General features: G+C 62.3%; 4 protein-coding genes and 4 rRNA genes. All 8 read right to left on the bottom strand.

Annotated features, from left to right (window positions below; genetic code table 11):
* Positions 1 to 554: 554 nt before the first annotated feature.
* A 16S ribosomal RNA gene (locus NVV32_RS02205) occupies positions 555 to 2,089 on the bottom strand.
* A 1,006-nt stretch (positions 2,090 to 3,095) separates the two neighbouring features.
* Complete coding sequence (locus NVV32_RS02200; RefSeq protein WP_422391213.1) at positions 3,096 to 3,497, bottom strand: hypothetical protein; 402 nt, start codon at positions 3,495 to 3,497, stop codon at positions 3,096 to 3,098.
* A 1,731-nt stretch (positions 3,498 to 5,228) separates the two neighbouring features.
* Positions 5,229 to 5,345: ribosomal RNA gene (rrf, locus tag NVV32_RS02195) — 5S ribosomal RNA — on the bottom strand.
* Between the two features lie 266 nt (positions 5,346 to 5,611).
* Positions 5,612 to 8,888, bottom strand: a 23S ribosomal RNA gene (locus tag NVV32_RS02190).
* Positions 8,889 to 9,545: 657 nt separating this feature from the next.
* A 16S ribosomal RNA gene (locus NVV32_RS02185) occupies positions 9,546 to 11,082 on the bottom strand.
* Together the 16S, 23S and 5S rRNA genes form the textbook arrangement of a ribosomal RNA operon.
* A 463-nt stretch (positions 11,083 to 11,545) precedes the next feature.
* Positions 11,546 to 15,367: a 1,4-alpha-glucan branching protein GlgB gene (glgB, locus tag NVV32_RS02180; RefSeq protein ID WP_422391212.1), complete on the bottom strand. Its 3,822-nt coding sequence runs from the start codon at positions 15,365 to 15,367 to the stop codon at positions 11,546 to 11,548.
* Positions 15,364 to 17,133 carry a maltose alpha-D-glucosyltransferase gene (gene treS, locus NVV32_RS02175; protein WP_055765119.1) on the bottom strand — a complete coding sequence of 590 codons (1,770 nt, stop codon included), beginning with the start codon at positions 17,131 to 17,133 and terminating at the stop codon, positions 15,364 to 15,366. Before treS ends, glgB begins: the two co-directional genes overlap by 4 nt.
* Positions 17,133 to 19,172, bottom strand: coding sequence for an alpha-1,4-glucan--maltose-1-phosphate maltosyltransferase (locus tag NVV32_RS02170; protein WP_422391211.1), 2,040 nt, complete (start codon positions 19,170 to 19,172; stop codon positions 17,133 to 17,135). The genes treS and NVV32_RS02170 overlap by 1 nt, the downstream gene beginning before the upstream one ends.
* Positions 19,173 to 19,239: the final 67 nt, after the last annotated feature.

Below are 19,239 nucleotides of genomic sequence, written 5' to 3'. Positions count from 1 at the left end.
ATTGCTTCTTTTTAAGATGCTCGCGTCCACTATGCAGTTCTCAACCAACAACCCCAACACACCCACACCCACCCCAACCAAGGGACAAGCACGGCATGCGCAGGAAAACCAGAAACAACCAAACCCCCACCCGCCGGCACCACACCCCCCACCAGACACACCCCCAGCAACCAGCCACCCACACACACCGAAGCGCATACAGACAACCACCACCAAGGCCACGCCCACCAAAGGACACAACACCACGACAGATAAGAGCCCTGTTATCTCAGGACCCAACAGTGTGCCAAACGATCAACCCGATACCACCCACCAACCTGAGCTTTCCACAACCAGAACACCCACGAACCCCACCCCGAAGCCGAAACCCCAGAACAAGACCATGAACGAACCAATCCGTACTCACCAGCTAAGCAGGCACCACCAGGCACCTATCCGTTGATATTCCACCCATGAGCACCCACCGCGGAACAAACGCCCGCGCTATGGGCTGACTCCTGCGAACACCACCCCCACCACACAGGACGAGGACGGACATTCGAGGCGCTCCTTAGAAAGGAGGTGATCCAGCCGCACCTTCCGGTACGGCTACCTTGTTACGACTTAGTCCCAATCGCCGGTCCCACCTTCGACGGCTCCCTCCCACAAGGGGTTAGGCCACCGGCTTCGGGTGTTACCAACTTTCGTGACTTGACGGGCGGTGTGTACAAGGCCCGGGAACGTATTCACCGCGACGTTGCTGATCTGCGATTACTAGCGACTCCAACTTCATGAGGTCGAGTTGCAGACCTCAATCCGAACTGAGACCGGCTTTTTGGGATTAGCTCCACCTCACAGTATCGCAACCCTTTGTACCGGCCATTGTAGCATGCGTGAAGCCCAAGACATAAGGGGCATGATGATTTGACGTCGTCCCCACCTTCCTCCGAGTTGACCCCGGCAGTCTCCCATGAGTCCCCGGCATAACCCGCTGGCAACATGGAACGAGGGTTGCGCTCGTTGCGGGACTTAACCCAACATCTCACGACACGAGCTGACGACAACCATGCACCACCTGTAAACCGGCCACAAGTGGCTGACACATCTCTGCATCATTCCGGTTCATGTCAAGCCTTGGTAAGGTTCTTCGCGTTGCATCGAATTAATCCGCATGCTCCGCCGCTTGTGCGGGCCCCCGTCAATTCCTTTGAGTTTTAGCCTTGCGGCCGTACTCCCCAGGCGGGGCACTTAATGCGTTAGCTACGGCGCGGAAAACGTGGAATGTCCCCCACACCTAGTGCCCAACGTTTACGGCATGGACTACCAGGGTATCTAATCCTGTTCGCTCCCCATGCTTTCGCTCCTCAGCGTCAGTTACAGCCCAGAGACCTGCCTTCGCCATCGGTGTTCCTCCTGATATCTGCGCATTTCACCGCTACACCAGGAATTCCAGTCTCCCCTACTGCACTCTAGTCTGCCCGTACCCACCGCAGATCCGGAGTTAAGCCCCGGACTTTCACGGCAGACGCGACAAACCGCCTACGAGCTCTTTACGCCCAATAATTCCGGATAACGCTTGCGCCCTACGTATTACCGCGGTCGCTGGCACGTAGTTAGCCGGCGCTTCTTCTGCAGGTACCGTCACCAACCCCGAAAGGCCAGCTTCTTCCCTACTGAAAGAGGTTTACAACCCGAAGGCCTTCATCCCTCACGCGGCGTCGGCGCATCAGGCTTGCGCCCATTGTGCAATATTCCCCACTGCTGCCTCCCGTAGGAGTCTGGGCCGTGTCTCAGTCCCAGTGTGGCCGGTCACCCTCTCAGGCCGGCTACCCGTCGTCGCCTTGGTAGGCCATTACCCCACCAACAAGCTGATAGGCCGCGAGTCCATCCAAAACCACAAAAGCTTTCCACCAACATGGCATGCGCCAGAAGGTCGTATCCAGTATTAGACCCGGTTTCCCAGGCTTATCCCAGAGTCAAGGGCAGGTTACTCACGTGTTACTCACCCGTTCGCCACTAATCCCCCCACAAGTGAGGTTCATCGTTCGACTTGCATGTGTTAAGCACGCCGCCAGCGTTCATCCTGAGCCAGGATCAAACTCTCCGTAAATGATTCACAGACACAACACGGAACCCCGGGAAAACGAGGAACCACGCTGCACAAAATTCGAAACCAGCCAAAAAAACCAGCCACCACACACGGAATGCGCGACAACCAGCAAATTCAACCAATCAAAAAACAATCGGTATCAACAAACTTGGCACACTATTGAGTTCTCAAACAACAGGAACGTACGATTACTTGCGAGATATACCGTTTCCGGCCTCTATCCGCTTTCCTTCGCCGTTGTGTTCACAGCCTATTTCATTCTCTTTTCCCTTGTCAAATCCTTCGCTTTGGCTTATTGCCTGCAAATACGGATATGACTCGGCAATCCCATGACAAATAGTGATCGAATTCGTTCTCCATTTGGAGCGCGCGAACCGACCGCACATTTTGTAGGGGTTGATTGCCCTCACCGGGGCAACTCATGAAACATTACACGCCGTCCGGCAGTCGAGCAAACCGGGTTGGGGTTAGCTGCATCACGGACTCAAGGACTCAAGGACTCAAGGACTCAAGGGCTCCCTCGGCCAGGGGTACCCGATGACCAGCCACCAGGAGTGGGCAGTGGAGTGCCTTCGTCCCACTGATCGCTAGCGGACGCATTCCCAGCCGGCTCCGGCTTGGGACCACGACCGAGACTTCTGCGCCTTTTGTCGAGGTTCAGCCGCCCACGAGTCAGGCTCTGAGAGCGTATGCGATCGATCCTGTGTGACGACTAACCACCCTTGGTCCAGGGGCACGTCGTCCCGTCATCATTTTCGGAGATGATGCTCGATACCGCAGACCCCGTCGTCCCGCCGACATCAGGTGTGGGCGCCGGCTGCGCAAGGGGCGCCTATCCGGAGGCAGAGGCGAGTGTTCACCTGCCTCCGTTGTCGCAGCGGAGCAGCACTGTGGCCGCAGCTCGGATCGCCAAGGGCGCGTCGAGGGCACCACGGAGCGCTGCGTCGACGTGCGTCGGATGGTGCGGCACGATCGCTTGCGCGCCATCGTTGCCCGAGCATCCGCATCAGTCTCGACCTCTTGGGAGATCGCAGGACGAAGAACTGCCGCACTCCGTACTGGAGGGTTGTCCGAGCTGAGTCAGGTCTCGTCCGATGTGCCGCAGATGCGCCCACTCCTCCTCCTCGTCCTGGATGTCCCGAAGACGATCGCCGGCTGTCGGGATCCACGAATCGTCACCCCGCGGGTTGCTCAGCTCCTCGTCGAGCACCCCGGCCGCAGCTGGCGCGAGGAATTCCGTGATCTGTCGTTGTCGATCAGATCTGACATCGGGCACCTCCTCGTAGGTCGGCTCCCCGTCGCCAAGGGTCGACATGTCGAGACCTGATTCCTCCGCTCCCGCGAACATCAGTTCGATCTCGCGAGATGGTTGATCGACGCCGAGGACGCTCTTACGAAGCCCAGGCATCGCTGGCCAGGATCAGATGACGCACGGTCTCAGCGAGTGAACATTCTTCCTGCACATGCGCGTCGACCCTGCACTGCGGCGTATCGGTCATCATCACTCGCCCAGGAGGTATGACTGCACCAGCCGTCCTGCAACCCTCCAGGCCTCCGAGCCTTCTGGAGTTCACGCTCGAGGAACTTCTAATGCAGATCTGCGGCGACCAACGGCGCGACGTCGACCCCACTCACCATGAGTCGTTTGAAGAACAGGTCATCGCTGTCGATGGCGAGCCCGTCGAGGTCGACTCCCAGCACGAGCATGCTTCTCGCGTCCGAGGAGCGAAGCGTAGCGCCCCTGAAACCCACATCCAGGCGTTCTGAGCCTTCGAATTGCGCCATGGCGTCGTGGGGTCGTCGTCGCCCCAGGATGCGCGCTGGTTGTTCGATGTCGAGCTGACCCTTGACGATGGGCCTCGCCGTCCACACCCCCGAATCTGCATCACGCTACGAGGGAAAGCAGATGATGTTGCGGTGGCATTGCAGGCGATCGAACGCCACGTTCGCCCTCGCCCCGCGGCGAGGGCGTACGGGCCTATGCCCCGGGTCTTCCTGGCAACACGACATGAGGAAGAGCTCGTCGCAACATTGAGGACTGTCGTCCGGGCTCCTCGAGGATGCTGCCATGTCCGACGGCCTACCTTTGAGCATGGACGGTGAGCGCCAACACAGCCTGTGGATTCCGAACGGCGCTCGATCGGCTTGCGGGCCGGCTCGGCGCCTGGTGACGTCGTCTGTCGACTTCTGCCCACGTCTCCCAGGATCAGGACGCTGCGACGGGGCTCGATGCTGACGATAGCCGGCTGTGCCGGCTGCGCAAGCCAAAGGTCGACTGTTCCTCCCGAGCGTTGGCGCCATAAGTGTAGTGCTGCCTTCGACGGCTGGACGTGGACAGGTTGTAGCTCAGCGGCGACGAACACGGGCTGGAGGGTAGTACCGGCACTGCGGGTAGGCGCAAGGTCTGGAGCATGGCTGTGCCTCGGTGCTGATCGGTGCTTGCCGGCATCAATGAGCGCCAGGTACCTCTGGAGCTCCGCTGAACAGTGAGCAGTCCGCGCAGTTGAGGTCTGCCCGCACGCTGGCCGAGCGGTGGTGACCTGTGGTGACACCGCGCTTGGCCGCACTCCTGCCCGGGCTATGAGCCGCCGTCTGCGCGCCTACGCTCACGACAAATCCCCGGCTCGAGCGAGGAGCGGCTGGGCACCAGCAGCGGGTCGACCGAGTGCTTCGCCTACCGCCGCTTGGTGACCTCGGACCGCATCTCCCGACGGGGAACGGGCCGGCTGGTCCGGACTGGGGCGGCCTCCTATGGATCGTCAGTCCACTCCTGGTTCGACGCTGTCGGCCTCCCGCCGGTTGGTCGGGTCTGGCTCGGCACCCTGCGGATCGTCAGTGCTGTCACTCGACGGGCGAGCGATGGGGCCGGCAGGCGGCCGGGCGGGTAGTGGTGGTGTCGTCGTCGTGCGTCAGGGCATGGCCGCGTCGGGGCGATCGGTTGCGCCTGTGCCCGGGTCGATCGGTTGCGCCTGTGCCCGGGGCGATCGGTTGCGCCTGTGCCCGGGTCGGCCGGCCAGGCTGGCTGGCTGTGGGCCTTCGAACCTGGCCTGGCCGGGTGGGTGTTGGGGTTGTGGGGGTGTGGGGTTAATGGGGTGAGGCCCCGCACCTGGTGGTGTGGGGCCTCAGCCTGTGAAGTGTTGTCCGGCGGTGTCCTACTCTCCCACACTCTCTCGGGTGCAGTACCATCGGCGCTGTGGGTCTTAGCTTCCGGGTTCGGAATGGGACCGGGCGTTTCCCCCACGCTATGACCGCCGTAACTTTGTTTACCGTGTCCGTCCAGTGTCCTGCCCGGGGTCCGTGTCACCCCCTTTGGTGCCCGTGAGGGGTGTGGGGTGGTGTGGTCCGGGTGGTGTTGGTGGTGGTAAGTCTGTGGTTACAACTGTGACAACTGTGCTGTATGGAGTTGTGGTGGTGGTTCCTGTTGTTGGTTGGGAACCGCATAGTGGACGCGTAGCATGTTTGATCTTCACTCACCCCCTTGGTCATCCTGTGATCATTGCTGGTCACGGGGTGGGGGGGTGTGTGGTGTAAGTTGTCGGCTTATTAGTACCGGTCAGCTTCACAGGTCTGTAGTCCCTGCTTCCACATCCGGCCTATCAACCCAGTGGTCTGGCTGGGGGCCTCTCACACTCTAGGTGTATGGAAATCTCATCTTGAAGCAGGCTTCCCGCTTAGATGCTTTCAGCGGTTATCCCATCCGAACGTAGCTAATCAGCGGTGCACTTGGCAGTACAACTGACACACCAGAGGTTCGTCCGTCCCGGTCCTCTCGTACTAAGGACAGCCCTTCTCAAATTTCCTGCGCGCGCGGCGATAGGGACCGAACTGTCTCACGACGTTCTAAACCCAGCTCGCGTACCGCTTTAATGGGCGAACAGCCCAACCCTTGGGACCTACTCCAGCCCCAGGATGCGACGAGCCGACATCGAGGTGCCAAACCATGCCGTCGATATGGACTCTTGGGCAAGATCAGCCTGTTATCCCCGGGGGGGGGGGGGGGGGGGGGGGGGGGGGGGGGGGGGGGGGGGGGGGGGGGGGGGGGGGGGGGGGGGGGGGGGGGGGGGGGGGGGGGGGGGGGGGGGGGGGGGGGGGGGGGGGGGGGGGGGGAGGTACCTTTTATCCGTTGAGCGACGGCCATTCCACAATGTGCCGCCGGATCACTAGTCCCGACTTTCGTCCCTGCTCGAGATGTCTCTCTCACAGTCAAGCTCCCTTGTGCACTTACACTCGCCACCTGATTGCCAACCAGGCTGAGGGAACCTTTGGGCGCCTCCGTTACTTTTTAGGAGGCAACCGCCCCAGTTAAACTACCCATCAGGCACTGTCCCTGACCCGGATTACGGGCCGAAGTTAGATATCCAGAGTGACCAGAGTGGTATTTCAACGATGACTCCACGTGAACTGGCGTCCACGCTTCACAGTCTCCCACCTATCCTACACAAGCCACACCGAACACCAATACCAAACTATAGTGAAGGTCTCGGGGTCTTTCCGTCCTGCTGCGCGTAACGAGCATCTTTACTCGTACTGCAATTTCGCCGAGTTTATGGTTGAGACAGCGGGGAAGTCGTTACTCCATTCGTGCAGGTCGGAACTTACCCGACAAGGAATTTCGCTACCTTAGGATGGTTATAGTTACCACCGCCGTTTACTGGGGCTTAAATTCCCAGCTTCGTCCCACGCAAGCGTGAAACTAACCGGTCCTCTTAACCTTCCAGCACCGGGCAGGAGTCAGTCCGTATACATCGTCTTGCGACTTCGCACGGACCTGTGTTTTTAGTAAACAGTCGCTTCCCCCTGGTCTCTGCGGCCCTGATCCGCTCCGGTGAGCTAGTCACCATCACAGTTGGGGCCCCCCTTCTCCCGAAGTTACGGGGGCATTTTGCCGAGTTCCTTAACCATAATTCTCTCGATCGCCTTAGTATTCTCTACCTGATCACCTGTGTCGGTTTGGGGTACGGGCGGCTAGAACCTCGCGCCGATGCTTTTCTAGGCAAAGATAGGATCACCGAATTCCCCCATACGGGGGTCCCATCAGATCTCAAGCACGGTATCTAAACCAGAACCACGGATTTGCCTATGGTTCGCCCTACATCCTTAGACCGGGACTACCATCGCCCGGCTCGGCTACCTTCCTGCGTCACACCTGTTAATACGCTTACCTCCCGAGATCAGGTCCCGCGATCCACAAAAAACCACGTCACCACAAGGGTGGGCGGTCATGCTTCTGGCGGTTAGTATCCCTCGATCAGTATTGGCGGTTCTTCGCCGGTACGGGAATATCAACCCGTTGTCCATCGACTACGCCTGTCGGCCTCGCCTTAGGTCCCGACTTACCCAGGGCAGATTAGCTTGACCCTGGAACCCTTGATCATTCGGCGGACGGGTTTCTCACCCGTCTTTCGCTACTCATGCCTGCATTCTCACTCGTGTAGGCTCCACCGCTGGTTTACACCGCGACTTCACTGCCCACACGACGCTCCCCTACCCATCCACACCCTTGAACCAAGAGAACAAGTCTCCGGCTTGGGATATATGTGAATGCCACAACTTCGGCGGTGTACTTGAGCCCCGCTACATTGTCGGCGCGGAATCACTTGACCAGTGAGCTATTACGCACTCTTTCAAGGGTGGCTGCTTCTAAGCCAACCTCCTGGTTGTCTGGGCAACTCCACATCCTTTCCCACTTAGCACACGCTTAGGGGCCTTAGTTGGTGGTCTGGGCTGTTTCCCTCTCGACTATGAAGCTTATCCCCCACAGTCTCACTGCTGCGCTCTCACTTACCGGCATTCGGAGTTTGGCTGACGTCAGTAACCTTGTAGGGCCCATTAGCCATCCAGTAGCTCTACCTCCGATAAGAAACACGCAACGCTGCACCTAAATGCATTTCGGGGAGAACCAGCTATCACGAAGTTTGATTGGCCTTTCACCCCTACCCACAGCTCATCCCCTCCATTTTCAACTGAAGTGGGTTCGGTCCTCCACGACGTCTTACCGTCGCTTCAACCTGGCCATGGGTAGATCACTTCGCTTCGGGTCTAGATCACGCCACTCTGGTCGCCCTATTCAGACTCGCTTTCGCTACGGCTTCCCCACACGGGTTAACCTCGCGACGTAACACTAACTCGCAGGCTCATTCTTCAAAAGGCACGCCGTCACAGAAACAAGTCTGCTCCGACGGTTTGTAGGCACACGGTTTCAGGTACTATTTCACTCCCCTCCCGGGGTACTTTTCACCTTTCCCTCACGGTACTGGTCCGCTATCGGTCATCAGGGAGTATTTAGGCTTACCAGGTGGTCCTGGCAGATTCGCACGGGATTTCTCGGGCCCCGTGCTACTTGGGATCCTCTCCAAACGGCATCACGCATTACGGTTACGGGACTAACACCCTCTCCGGCCGGGCTTTCAAACCCGTTCACCTATACGCATGCACTCATTTCACCAGTCCGGCAGAACTGGAACGGAAAGTCCCACAACCCCAGTGATGCAACGCCCGCCGGCTATCACACACCACTGGTTTAGCCTGTTCCGCGTTCGCTCGCCACTACTAACGGAATCACTATTGTTTTCTCTTCCTGTGGGTACTGAGATGTTTCACTTCCCCACGTTCCCTCCACGTACCCTATGTGTTCAGATACGGGTCACCCGGTCACTCGCGCGCCGGGCGGGGTTTCCCCATTCGGACATCCTGGGATCAAAGTTCGGTTATCAACTCCCCCAGGCTTATCGCAGATTCCCACGTCCTTCTTCGGCTCCTGATGCCAAGGCATCCACCGTGTGCCCTTAAAAACTTGACCACTAAGATCAAAAACATATCGAGAAAACCAGGCCCGAACACACACGCACCCTCCCCCAAAAGGAAAGACCACGCATCCACTCGAAACCAGATTTATCTTAGAAATTGCTTCTTTTTAAGATGCTCGCGTCCACTATGCAGTTCTCAACCAACAACCCCAACACACCCACACCCACCCCAACCAAGGGACAAGCACGGCATGCGCAGGAAAACCAGAAACAACCAAACCCCCACCCGCCGGCACCACACCCCCCACCAGACACACCCCCAGCAACCAGCCACCCACACACACCGAAGCGCATACAGACAACCACCACCAAGGCCACGCCCACCAAAGGACACAACACCACGACAGATAAGAGCCCTGTTATCTCAGGACCCAACAGTGTGCCAAACGATCAACCCGATACCACCCACCAACCTGAGCTTTCCACAACCAGAACACCCACGAACCCCACCCCGAAGCCGAAACCCCAGAACAAGACCATGAACGAACCAATCCGTACTCACCAGCTAAGCAGGCACCACCAGGCACCTATCCGTTGATATTCCACCCATGAGCACCCACCGCGGAACAAACGCCCGCGCTATGGGCTGACTCCTGCGAACACCACCCCCACCACACAGGACGAGGACGGACATTCGAGGCGCTCCTTAGAAAGGAGGTGATCCAGCCGCACCTTCCGGTACGGCTACCTTGTTACGACTTAGTCCCAATCGCCGGTCCCACCTTCGACGGCTCCCTCCCACAAGGGGTTAGGCCACCGGCTTCGGGTGTTACCAACTTTCGTGACTTGACGGGCGGTGTGTACAAGGCCCGGGAACGTATTCACCGCAGCGTTGCTGATCTGCGATTACTAGCGACTCCAACTTCATGAGGTCGAGTTGCAGACCTCAATCCGAACTGAGACCGGCTTTTTGGGATTAGCTCCACCTCACAGTATCGCAACCCTTTGTACCGGCCATTGTAGCATGCGTGAAGCCCAAGACATAAGGGGCATGATGATTTGACGTCGTCCCCACCTTCCTCCGAGTTGACCCCGGCAGTCTCCCATGAGTCCCCGGCATAACCCGCTGGCAACATGGAACGAGGGTTGCGCTCGTTGCGGGACTTAACCCAACATCTCACGACACGAGCTGACGACAACCATGCACCACCTGTAAACCGGCCACAAGTGGCTGACACATCTCTGCATCATTCCGGTTCATGTCAAGCCTTGGTAAGGTTCTTCGCGTTGCATCGAATTAATCCGCATGCTCCGCCGCTTGTGCGGGCCCCCGTCAATTCCTTTGAGTTTTAGCCTTGCGGCCGTACTCCCCAGGCGGGGCACTTAATGCGTTAGCTACGGCGCGGAAAACGTGGAATGTCCCCCACACCTAGTGCCCAACGTTTACGGCATGGACTACCAGGGTATCTAATCCTGTTCGCTCCCCATGCTTTCGCTCCTCAGCGTCAGTTACAGCCCAGAGACCTGCCTTCGCCATCGGTGTTCCTCCTGATATCTGCGCATTTCACCGCTACACCAGGAATTCCAGTCTCCCCTACTGCACTCTAGTCTGCCCGTACCCACCGCAGATCCGGAGTTAAGCCCCGGACTTTCACGGCAGACGCGACAAACCGCCTACGAGCTCTTTACGCCCAATAATTCCGGATAACGCTTGCGCCCTACGTATTACCGCGGCTGCTGGCACGTAGTTAGCCGGCGCTTCTTCTGCAGGTACCGTCACCAACCCCGAAAGGCCAGCTTCTTCCCTACTGAAAGAGGTTTACAACCCGAAGGCCTTCATCCCTCACGCGGCGTCGCTGCATCAGGCTTGCGCCCATTGTGCAATATTCCCCACTCTTTCGCCTCCCGTAGGAGTCTGGGCCGTGTCTCAGTCCCAGTGTGGCCGGTCACCCTCTCAGGCCGGCTACCCGTCGTCGCCTTGGTAGGCCATTACCCCACCAACAAGCTGATAGGCCGCGAGTCCATCCAAAACCACAAAAGCTTTCCACCAACATGGCATGCGCCAGAAGGTCGTATCCAGTATTAGACCCGGTTTCCCAGGCTTATCCCAGAGTCAAGGGCAGGTTACTCACGTGTTACTCACCCGTTCGCCACTAATCCCCCCACAAGTGAGGTTCATCGTTCGACTTGCATGTGTTAAGCACGCCGCCAGCGTTCATCCTGAGCCAGGATCAAACTCTCCGTAAATGATTCACAGACACAACACGGAACCCCGGGAAAACGAGGAACCACGCTGCACAAAATTCGAAACCAGCCAAAAAAACCAGCCACCACACACGGAATGCGCGACAACCAGCAAATTCAACCAATCAAAAAACAATCGGTATCAACAAACTTGGCACACTATTGAGTTCTCAAACAACAGGAGCTACCGGCACCAAACACAACCAAACCGCTGCATTATCGCTCCGAAGCAACTTTTCAAGCTTACCCACACCGCTTCCGTTTCTCCAAATCGGCCGGTTCCCGTTTTCCCCGCGTCCCTGGTCCATTCCATGCGGAAAGAACGAGATCCTCGGTTCTGTGGTTGTCGGCCGACCAGATGACTTCATCAGCGCGGATATAAACACTAACACCGGATCGTCAGGAAGTACAACAGCGGCGGATCGTCTCCCTCGAGATGATCCGCCGCTGCCCTGCCGAACCCCGGTTAGGCGGTGGCCGGCTTCAGGTACAGCACTCCGAGCGGCGGCACGCGGACGTCTCCGTACGCCGGCTGGCCGTTGTGGGCACCCTCGTGCGCGGTGACGGAGCCGTCGTTCCCGACGCCCGATCCGCCGAACTCCTCCGAGTCGGTGTTGAGGACCTCGGTCCACTCCCCCGCCCAGGGCAGCCCCACGCGGAACCCCTCGTGCGGACCCCCGGCGAAGTTCGCTACGCACACCAGCGGATTGCCCTGATGGTCCCAGCGGATGAAGGACAGGGTGTTGTGCTCGCCGTCGTTCTCGTCGATCCACTGGAAACCGGCCGGCTCGTTGTCGCGTGCGTACAGTGCCGGGGTGTCCTTGTAGACCGTGTTGAGCGATCGCACGAGTTCCTGGACACCCTTGTGGGACGGCGTCTCCGTCAGCCACCAGTCGAGGCTGTGATGCTCGGCCCATTCGGCTTCCTGGGCGAACTCGGAGCCCATGAAGATCAGCTGCTTGCCGGGGTGCGCCCACTGGAAGGCGAGGTAGGCGCGAACATTGGCGAGCTGCTGCCAGCGGTCGCCCGGCATCTTGCGCAGGAGCGAGCCCTTTCCGTGCACCACCTCGTCGTGACTGATGGGCAGCATGAAGTTCTCGGTGTAGGCGTAGACCATCGAGAACGTGGCCTTGCCATGGTGGTGCACCCGATTGATCGGGTCCTCGGAGATGTACTGGAGGGTGTCGTGCATCCAGCCCATGTTCCACTTGATCCCGAAGCCGAGTCCGCCGCTGCTGGTGGGACGGGTGACCCCGTCGAACGCCGTCGATTCCTCGGCGACCATGACGATGCCGGGGGCCCGCTTGTAGGCCGTGGCGTTGACCTCCTGCAGGAAGGAGATGGCCTCGAGGTTCTCGCGGCCCCCGAACTTGTTCGGACGCCACTGCCCTTCCTCGCGGGAGTAGTCCAGGTAGAGCATGGAGGCGACCGCGTCCACGCGCAGACCGTCGATGTGGAACTCCTCGAGCCAATAGAGGGCGTTGGCGACGAGGAAGTTGCGGACCTCGCGACGACCGAAGTCGAAGATCAGGGTCCCCCAGTCCTGGTGCTCTCCGAGGAACGGATCGCCGTGCTCGTAGAGGGTGCCGCCGTCGAACTTCGCGAGCGCCCACGCATCCTTCGGGAAGTGCGCCGGGACCCAGTCCATGATGACGCCGATACCGGCCTGGTGCAGCGCATCGATCAGGTACTTGAAGTCGTCGGGCGAGCCGAAGCGCGAGGTCGGGGCGAAGTAGGAGGTGACCTGGTAGCCCCAGGAACCGCCGAAGGGGTGCTCCGCCACCGGCATGAGCTCCACGTGCGTGAAGCCCTGCCAGGTCACGTACTCCACCAGCTGCTTCGCGAGCTCGCGGTAGCTCAGGCCCTGGCGCCAGGACCCGAGGTGCACCTCGTAGACGCTCATCGGGCCGTTGTGGGGATCGTTCGCCGCACGGGCCGTCATCCACTCGTCGTCGCCGAAGCTGTAGGTCGACTCGACCACCTTGGACCCGGTGAGCGGCGGGATCTCGGTGCCGCGCGCCATGGGGTCCGCCTTCTCGCGCCACTGCCCGTCGCTGCCGAGGATGTGGAACTTGTAGCAGGTACCCGCACCGGCCCCGGGGATGAAGATCTCCCAGATCCCCGAACTCCCGAGGGCGCGCATGGCGTTGACGCTGCCGTCCCAACCGTTGAAATCACCCATCACCTGCACCGATCGGGCATTCGGCGCCCAGACGGCGAACGACACGCCCTCGATGTCGCCCAGCACCGACGAGTAGTGGCGGACATGGGCGCCGAGCGCGGTCCACAGCGTCTCGTGGCGGCCTTCGCCGATGAGGTGCATGTCGATCTCGCCCAGGGTGGGCAGGAAACGGTAGGGGTCGTCGACCGTGACCGGCTCGCCCTCGTAGGTGACCTCGAGCCGGTAGTCCGGCACGTGGCCCGGGTTCTCCGCGGGCAGGGCGCCGACCCAGATGCCGTTGTGCTCATGGGTCAGTTCCGTGCGTCCCGTGCCGGTGACGACGACGACGGAGCGGGCGAGACGCCGCAGTGTCCGGATGGTGACGACGCCGTCCTCGCTGAGGTGCGCGCCGAGGACGGCGTGAGGCTGGTGGTGGACACCCTCCGACACCTGCTGGAGGGTGGCGGTATCGACACCCACGGGCTCGACGACCGCCGGTGGAGCGCCGGCGGCAGGCGAGGATGGCGTGGATGGCGTGTTGCCGGACTCCTTCGCCTTCTCGGCGATACCCGCCGTCGCATCCTTGGCCTTGTCCGCGACGGCCTTCGCGGTGCCGGCGACGGCCTCCGCGGCCTTGGCGGCCTTCGCGGCCAGGTTCTTGCCACCGGCGCCCTTCTCGGGGCCTGTCTTCTTCGAGGATTTCATGTCAGCTGCTTTCGTAGCGTCCGCGCCGGGCTGTGCACCCAGGGCGCGTCGGACGTCGCGGACGGGCATCTCGACCCAGTCCGGCCTGTTGCGGATTTCGTAGACCACTTCGTAGAGGGCCTTGTCAAGCCAGAGTGCTCGGAACAGGGGGCCGTCGGTCTCGACGGGCGCACCGCTCTCCAGCGCATACCCCTCGAGGAAGGCGTGCCGTGCGGCGTAGGACCACTGCTCGGTCTCGAGCGCTTCGGGGGACCCGACGGGGGCCGCCCCGCGGGAGGCGGCCGCGTACTCGAGTGAGCGCACCATGCCGACGACGTCGCGGATCGGCACGTCGGGGACGCTCCGCTCGGCGGTCGGCCGCAGGGGCTCACCCTCGAAGTCGATCACGAGCCACGTGCCGTCCGGAGCCTGGAGCACCTGGCCGAGGTGGAGATCGGCGTGGATGCGCTGGAGGGGCGGGATGTCCGAGAGGTTCCGGACGTCGCGGATGACGGCGTCGACCTCGGCAGCCAGCGGTCCGACGGCGTCGCCCGCCTCGTCCCAGGCCCAGCGGATCCGCTGCACGAGGGCGTCCTTGAACTCCTGCTCCTCGGTGGGGGTGGCGGTGCGGCTGCCGAAGGCGCTGTCGAGCTGGCGGTGGATGCGGGCGACGGCCTGGCCCAGGCCGCGCGCCTCCGCCGAGAAGTCGGCGGCCTCGGCCGCCGCGAGCGAGGCGGTCCGCCAGGCGTCGGTGCTGCCCTCCACGAAATCCCGGAGGACACTGACATGACCCGTGACGTGGCGGCCGGGCTCGCCGTGCGCCTTCTGCCACGTCCCCGTGACCCACCCGAAGGTGTCCGGGGTGTCCGTGGATCCGCCGGCGGTGAGCTGTGCGCTGATCTGCACATCCGGGCTCTCGCCGGCGGCCAGGACCCGGAAGAACTTGACGATCATGGAGCCGGCGCCGGAGCCGTAGACCACCGACGTGTTGGACTGCTCACCCTGGAGCACCTTCACCGGCTGGGCGACCCCGGGTTCCTGGTGCTCGGGCGCCTTGACGACGACGCCGTCGAGGCGCCCGTCGGGCGTCGAGCGCGAGGCCAGGATGAAGTCGACCCAGAGCCGGACGAAGTCCGCGTCGTGGGTGGCGTCGTAGGCCCAGCGGGTCCCGAGGGCGGGGTGCTCCACCTGGCCGATGAGCCCGGCGGCGGCATCGTCCAGCGGCGTGGCGCGGTAGCTGATCGGCACGCTGACGACGTCGGTGCGGGGGCCGGACTCGACCGCGAAGAAGTGCACCTCGAACCCGGCGTCGCCGGACGGGTCCTCCAGCACGGTACCGCCGACGACGGTCACCTCGACGGACCGCCCCTTCGCGGGGAACCACCGCTGGGACGGGAGCCACTCGGTCAGGATCTCCGGGATGAAGGGGGTGTGCGTCGTCATGAGCGGATGGCCTCCGGGAGGGGGATGACAGGCATCGCCTGCGTGTGCGGCGAGGAGGTGTTGGAGTGTGCCGACCGGACACGCAGCCAGAAGAAGTCGTGGCTGCCGAGCGTCAGGGTGATCTCCCCGTCCTCGGCGAAGGCCGGGAAGATCGCTCCGCCGAAGAGATCGCGCAGGCCGCGGCCGGCGAACTCGGGCAGGCGCATCCGGGCAGCGACCGGGTGCTGCGACAGGTTGAAGATGCAGAGCACGGCTTCTGCGGGCTCGCCCTCCGCGTTCGGCTCCTCGACCTCGCGGAGGAAGGCGAGCACGTTCTCCGACTCAACGGGCACGTTGCGGTACCCGCCGAGGCCGAAGGCGGGGTGGGCCTTCCTGACGGCGAGCATCTGCCGGACCCAATGGAGCAGCGAACTGGATGTGGCCATCTGCGCTTCGACGTTCACGTGGTTGTAGTGGTAGACGAGGGACTGCACCACGGGAAGGTAGAGCTTTCCGGGGTCCACCGGGGAGAAACCGGCGTTGCGGTCCGGGTTCCACTGCATCGGTGTGCGGGAGGCGTCCCGGTCCTCGAGCCAGATGTTGTCCCCCATGCCGATCTCGTCCCCGTAGTACAGGAACGGACTTCCCGGCAGCGAGAGGAGCAGCGAGTGGATGAGCTCGACCTCCGCCCGCGAGTTGTCCAGCAGCGGGGACAGCCGACGACGGATGCCCACATTCGCCCGCATGCGGGGGTCCGGCGCGTACCAGCCGAGCATCGCCTCGCGCTCCTCGTTGGTCACCATCTCGAGCGTCAGCTCGTCGTGGTTCCTGAGGAAGGTACCCCACTGGGCACCCGCCGGGATGTCCGGGGTGTCCCGCATCGTCTCGATGATGGGCGCTGCCTTCTGGTCGCGCAGGGCGTAGAAGAGCCTCGGCATGATCGGGAAGTGGAAGGACATGTGGCACTCGGGGCCGTCCTCGTCACCGAAGTACTCCACGACCTCGTCCGGCATCTGGTTCGCCTCCGCGATGATGACCCGGCCGGGGTAGTTCTCGTCGACCATGGCGCGGAGGCGCTTCAGGAACTCGTGCGTCTTCGGGAGGTTCTCGCAGTTGGTGCCCTCCTCCTCGAAGAGGTAGGGGATGGCATCCGCACGGAAGCCGTCGATGCCCTGGTCCAGCCAGAACTTGACGACGTCGAAGATGGCTTCCTGCACCTTGGGGTTCTCGAAGTTGAGGTCCGGCTGGTGGCTGAAGAAGCGGTGCCAGAAGAACTGGCGGCGCACGGGGTCGAACGTCCAGTTCGACTCCTCGGTGTCCACGAAGATGATGCGGGCGTCCTCGTACTTCTCGTCCGTGTCGCTCCAGACGTAGAAGTCGCCGTACGGTCCCTCGGGGTCGCTGCGCGATTCCTGGAACCAGTGGTGCTGGTCCGAGGTGTGGTTGACGGGCAGGTCGATGATGACGCGGACGCCGCGCGCGTGCGCCTCGGCGACGAGTCGCTTGAAGTCGCTGAGCGAGCCGAACTCGTCGAGGACGTCGTAGTAGTCCGAGATGTCGTACCCGCCGTCCCGCAGCGGGGACTTGAAGAACGGGGGCAGCCAGAGGCAGTCGACGCCGAGCCACTGGAGGTAGTCCAGCTTCTCGATCAGGCCGGAGAGGTCACCGGAGCCGTCCCCGTTCGCGTCGGCGAACCCGCGGACCAGGACCTCGTAGAAGACCGCCTTGCGGTACCAGTGGGGGTCGTGGGCCAGTCCCGGTGCGTTGAGCTGGAAGGGGTTGGGCACTAGCGCTGCCTCCTGATCGAGAGAATGTGTGCGGGCTCCACGTGCGCATCGAGGCGGACGTAGTTGTGCTCGCCCCAGGCGAAGGTCTGTCCCGTGATGAGGTCGTCCACCAGGAACGTGCCGTTCACGTCGAGGTCCGCGGCGTCGAGCTCGAGCTTCGCGAGATCGAGCGACACGGTACTCTCCCGCGTGCTGTGGGGGTCCACGTTCACGACGACGACGATCGTGTCCTTGCCCTCCGCCGTGCGCTTGTGCTTGACGAACACGAGGGTGGCCGGGTCGGTGCTGCGGTGGATGGTGAGGTTCTCGAGGTCACCGAGCGCGGGGTGCGAGCGCCGGATGGCGTTCAGGCGCGTGATGAACGGTGCGAGCGAGCGGCCCTCCGCCTCGGCGGCAGCGTAGTCACGGGGGCGGAACTGGAACTTCTCGTTGTCGATGTACTCCTCGGCGCCCGGGCGGGCCACGTGCTCGAACAGCTCGTACCCCGAGTACACCCCCCAGAGGGGGCTGGCCATCGATGCGAGCACGGCGCGGATCTTGAATCCGGCCGGTCCGCCGTACTGGAGGTACTCCGTGAGGATGTCCGGGGTGTTGACGAAGAAGTTGGGCCGGAAGTAGGCGGGCGAGACGTGGCTGATCTCGGTGAAGTACTCCTCGAGCTCCTCCTTGGTGTTGCGCCAGGTGAAGTAGGAGTAGGACTGCTGGAAGCCTGCCCGTCCCAGGGCATGCATCATCGCGGGGCGTGTGAAGGCCTCGGCGAGGAAGATGACGTCCGGGTGCTTCCTGTTCACCTTCGCGATCAGCCACTCCCAGAACTGGACAGGCTTGGTGTGGGGGTTGTCCACCCGGAAGATCTTCACGCCGTGCTCGATCCACATGAGCACGATCCGCAGCACCTCCTTCGACAGGCCCTTCGGGTCGTTGTCGAAGTTGATGGGATAGATGTCCTGGTACTTCTTCGGGGGGTTCTCGGCGTAGGCGATGGATCCGTCCACCCGCGTGGTGAACCACTCGGGGTGGCTCTGCACCCAGGGGTGGTCGGGTGAGGCCTGCAGTGCCAGGTCGAGGGCGATCTCGAGGTCCAGTTCCCTGGCGCGTGCCACGAAGGCGTCGAAGTCCTCGAAGGTGCCGAGATCCGGGTGGATGGCGTCGTGGCCGCCCTCGGGGGACCCGATGGCCCAGGGCGAACCGGGATCGGCGGGACCGGCGGTGAGGGTGTTGTTCGGCCCCTTGCGGTGCGCGCGGCCGATCGGGTGGATCGGGGGCAGGTAGACGACGTCGAAGTTCATCGCGGCCACGGCGTCGAGGCGCCTGGTCGCGTCGCGGAACGTCCCGGACGTCCACTCGGCGGTCTCGGGGTCGTAGGTGGCACCCTCGGACCGGGGGAAGAACTCGTACCAGGCGGCGCGGCCGGCGAGTTCCCGCTCCACGTTCAGGGGGTAGGGGGTGGAGGCGGTCACCAGGTCGCGGATGGGCTGGCGGGCGATCGCCTCGTGGATCTGTGGCGAGAGTCCGGCGGCCAGGCGCGCCTCGACTCCCTGCGTGGTGTCGGACAGTGCGTCGGCGGTCCGACGGAACAGTGCGGCGTCCTTCGCCGGGCGGTCGGCCGCCGCGCGGGTGAAGAGGGCAGCACCCTCCGCCAGCATGAGTTGGACGTCGACACCGGCCGCGATCTTGATCGTCGCGTCGTGCTCCCAGGTACCGAAGAGGTCGGACCAGCCCTCGATCGTGAAGGTGTGTAGCCCCTTGGTGCGCGGGGTCAGGGTTCCGGCCCAGCGGTCGAGCCCCGCCCCGACGGGCGTCATGCGGACGCGCTGCACCTCCTTGCCCCGGGGGTCGTGGAGGACGGCGGACACGCCCAGCTGGTCGTGTCCCTCCCTGAAGACCGTGGCACCCACGGAGACGTCCGACCCGGGGATGGCCTTCGCCGGGAAACGGCCGTCCTCGACGACCGGGCTGACCGCCGTGATGGGGATACGGCCAAACCGCAGTCCCTCCGGATACTGGGCATTTCGGTTCTGCTCGCTAGTGGTCGTCACGGGTACGACGTTAGCGAGTAATGGCCCGAATTGCTAAGGGAGCTTGGCGTAACATGCGCGCCATCGA

It is taken from the genome of Arthrobacter sp. N1 (assembly GCF_048288285.1).
Classification (GTDB): domain Bacteria; phylum Actinomycetota; class Actinomycetes; order Actinomycetales; family Micrococcaceae; genus Arthrobacter_D.
The sequence above is the reverse complement of the archived record's forward strand: the minus strand, read 5'-3'. Positions and strand labels throughout refer to the sequence as shown.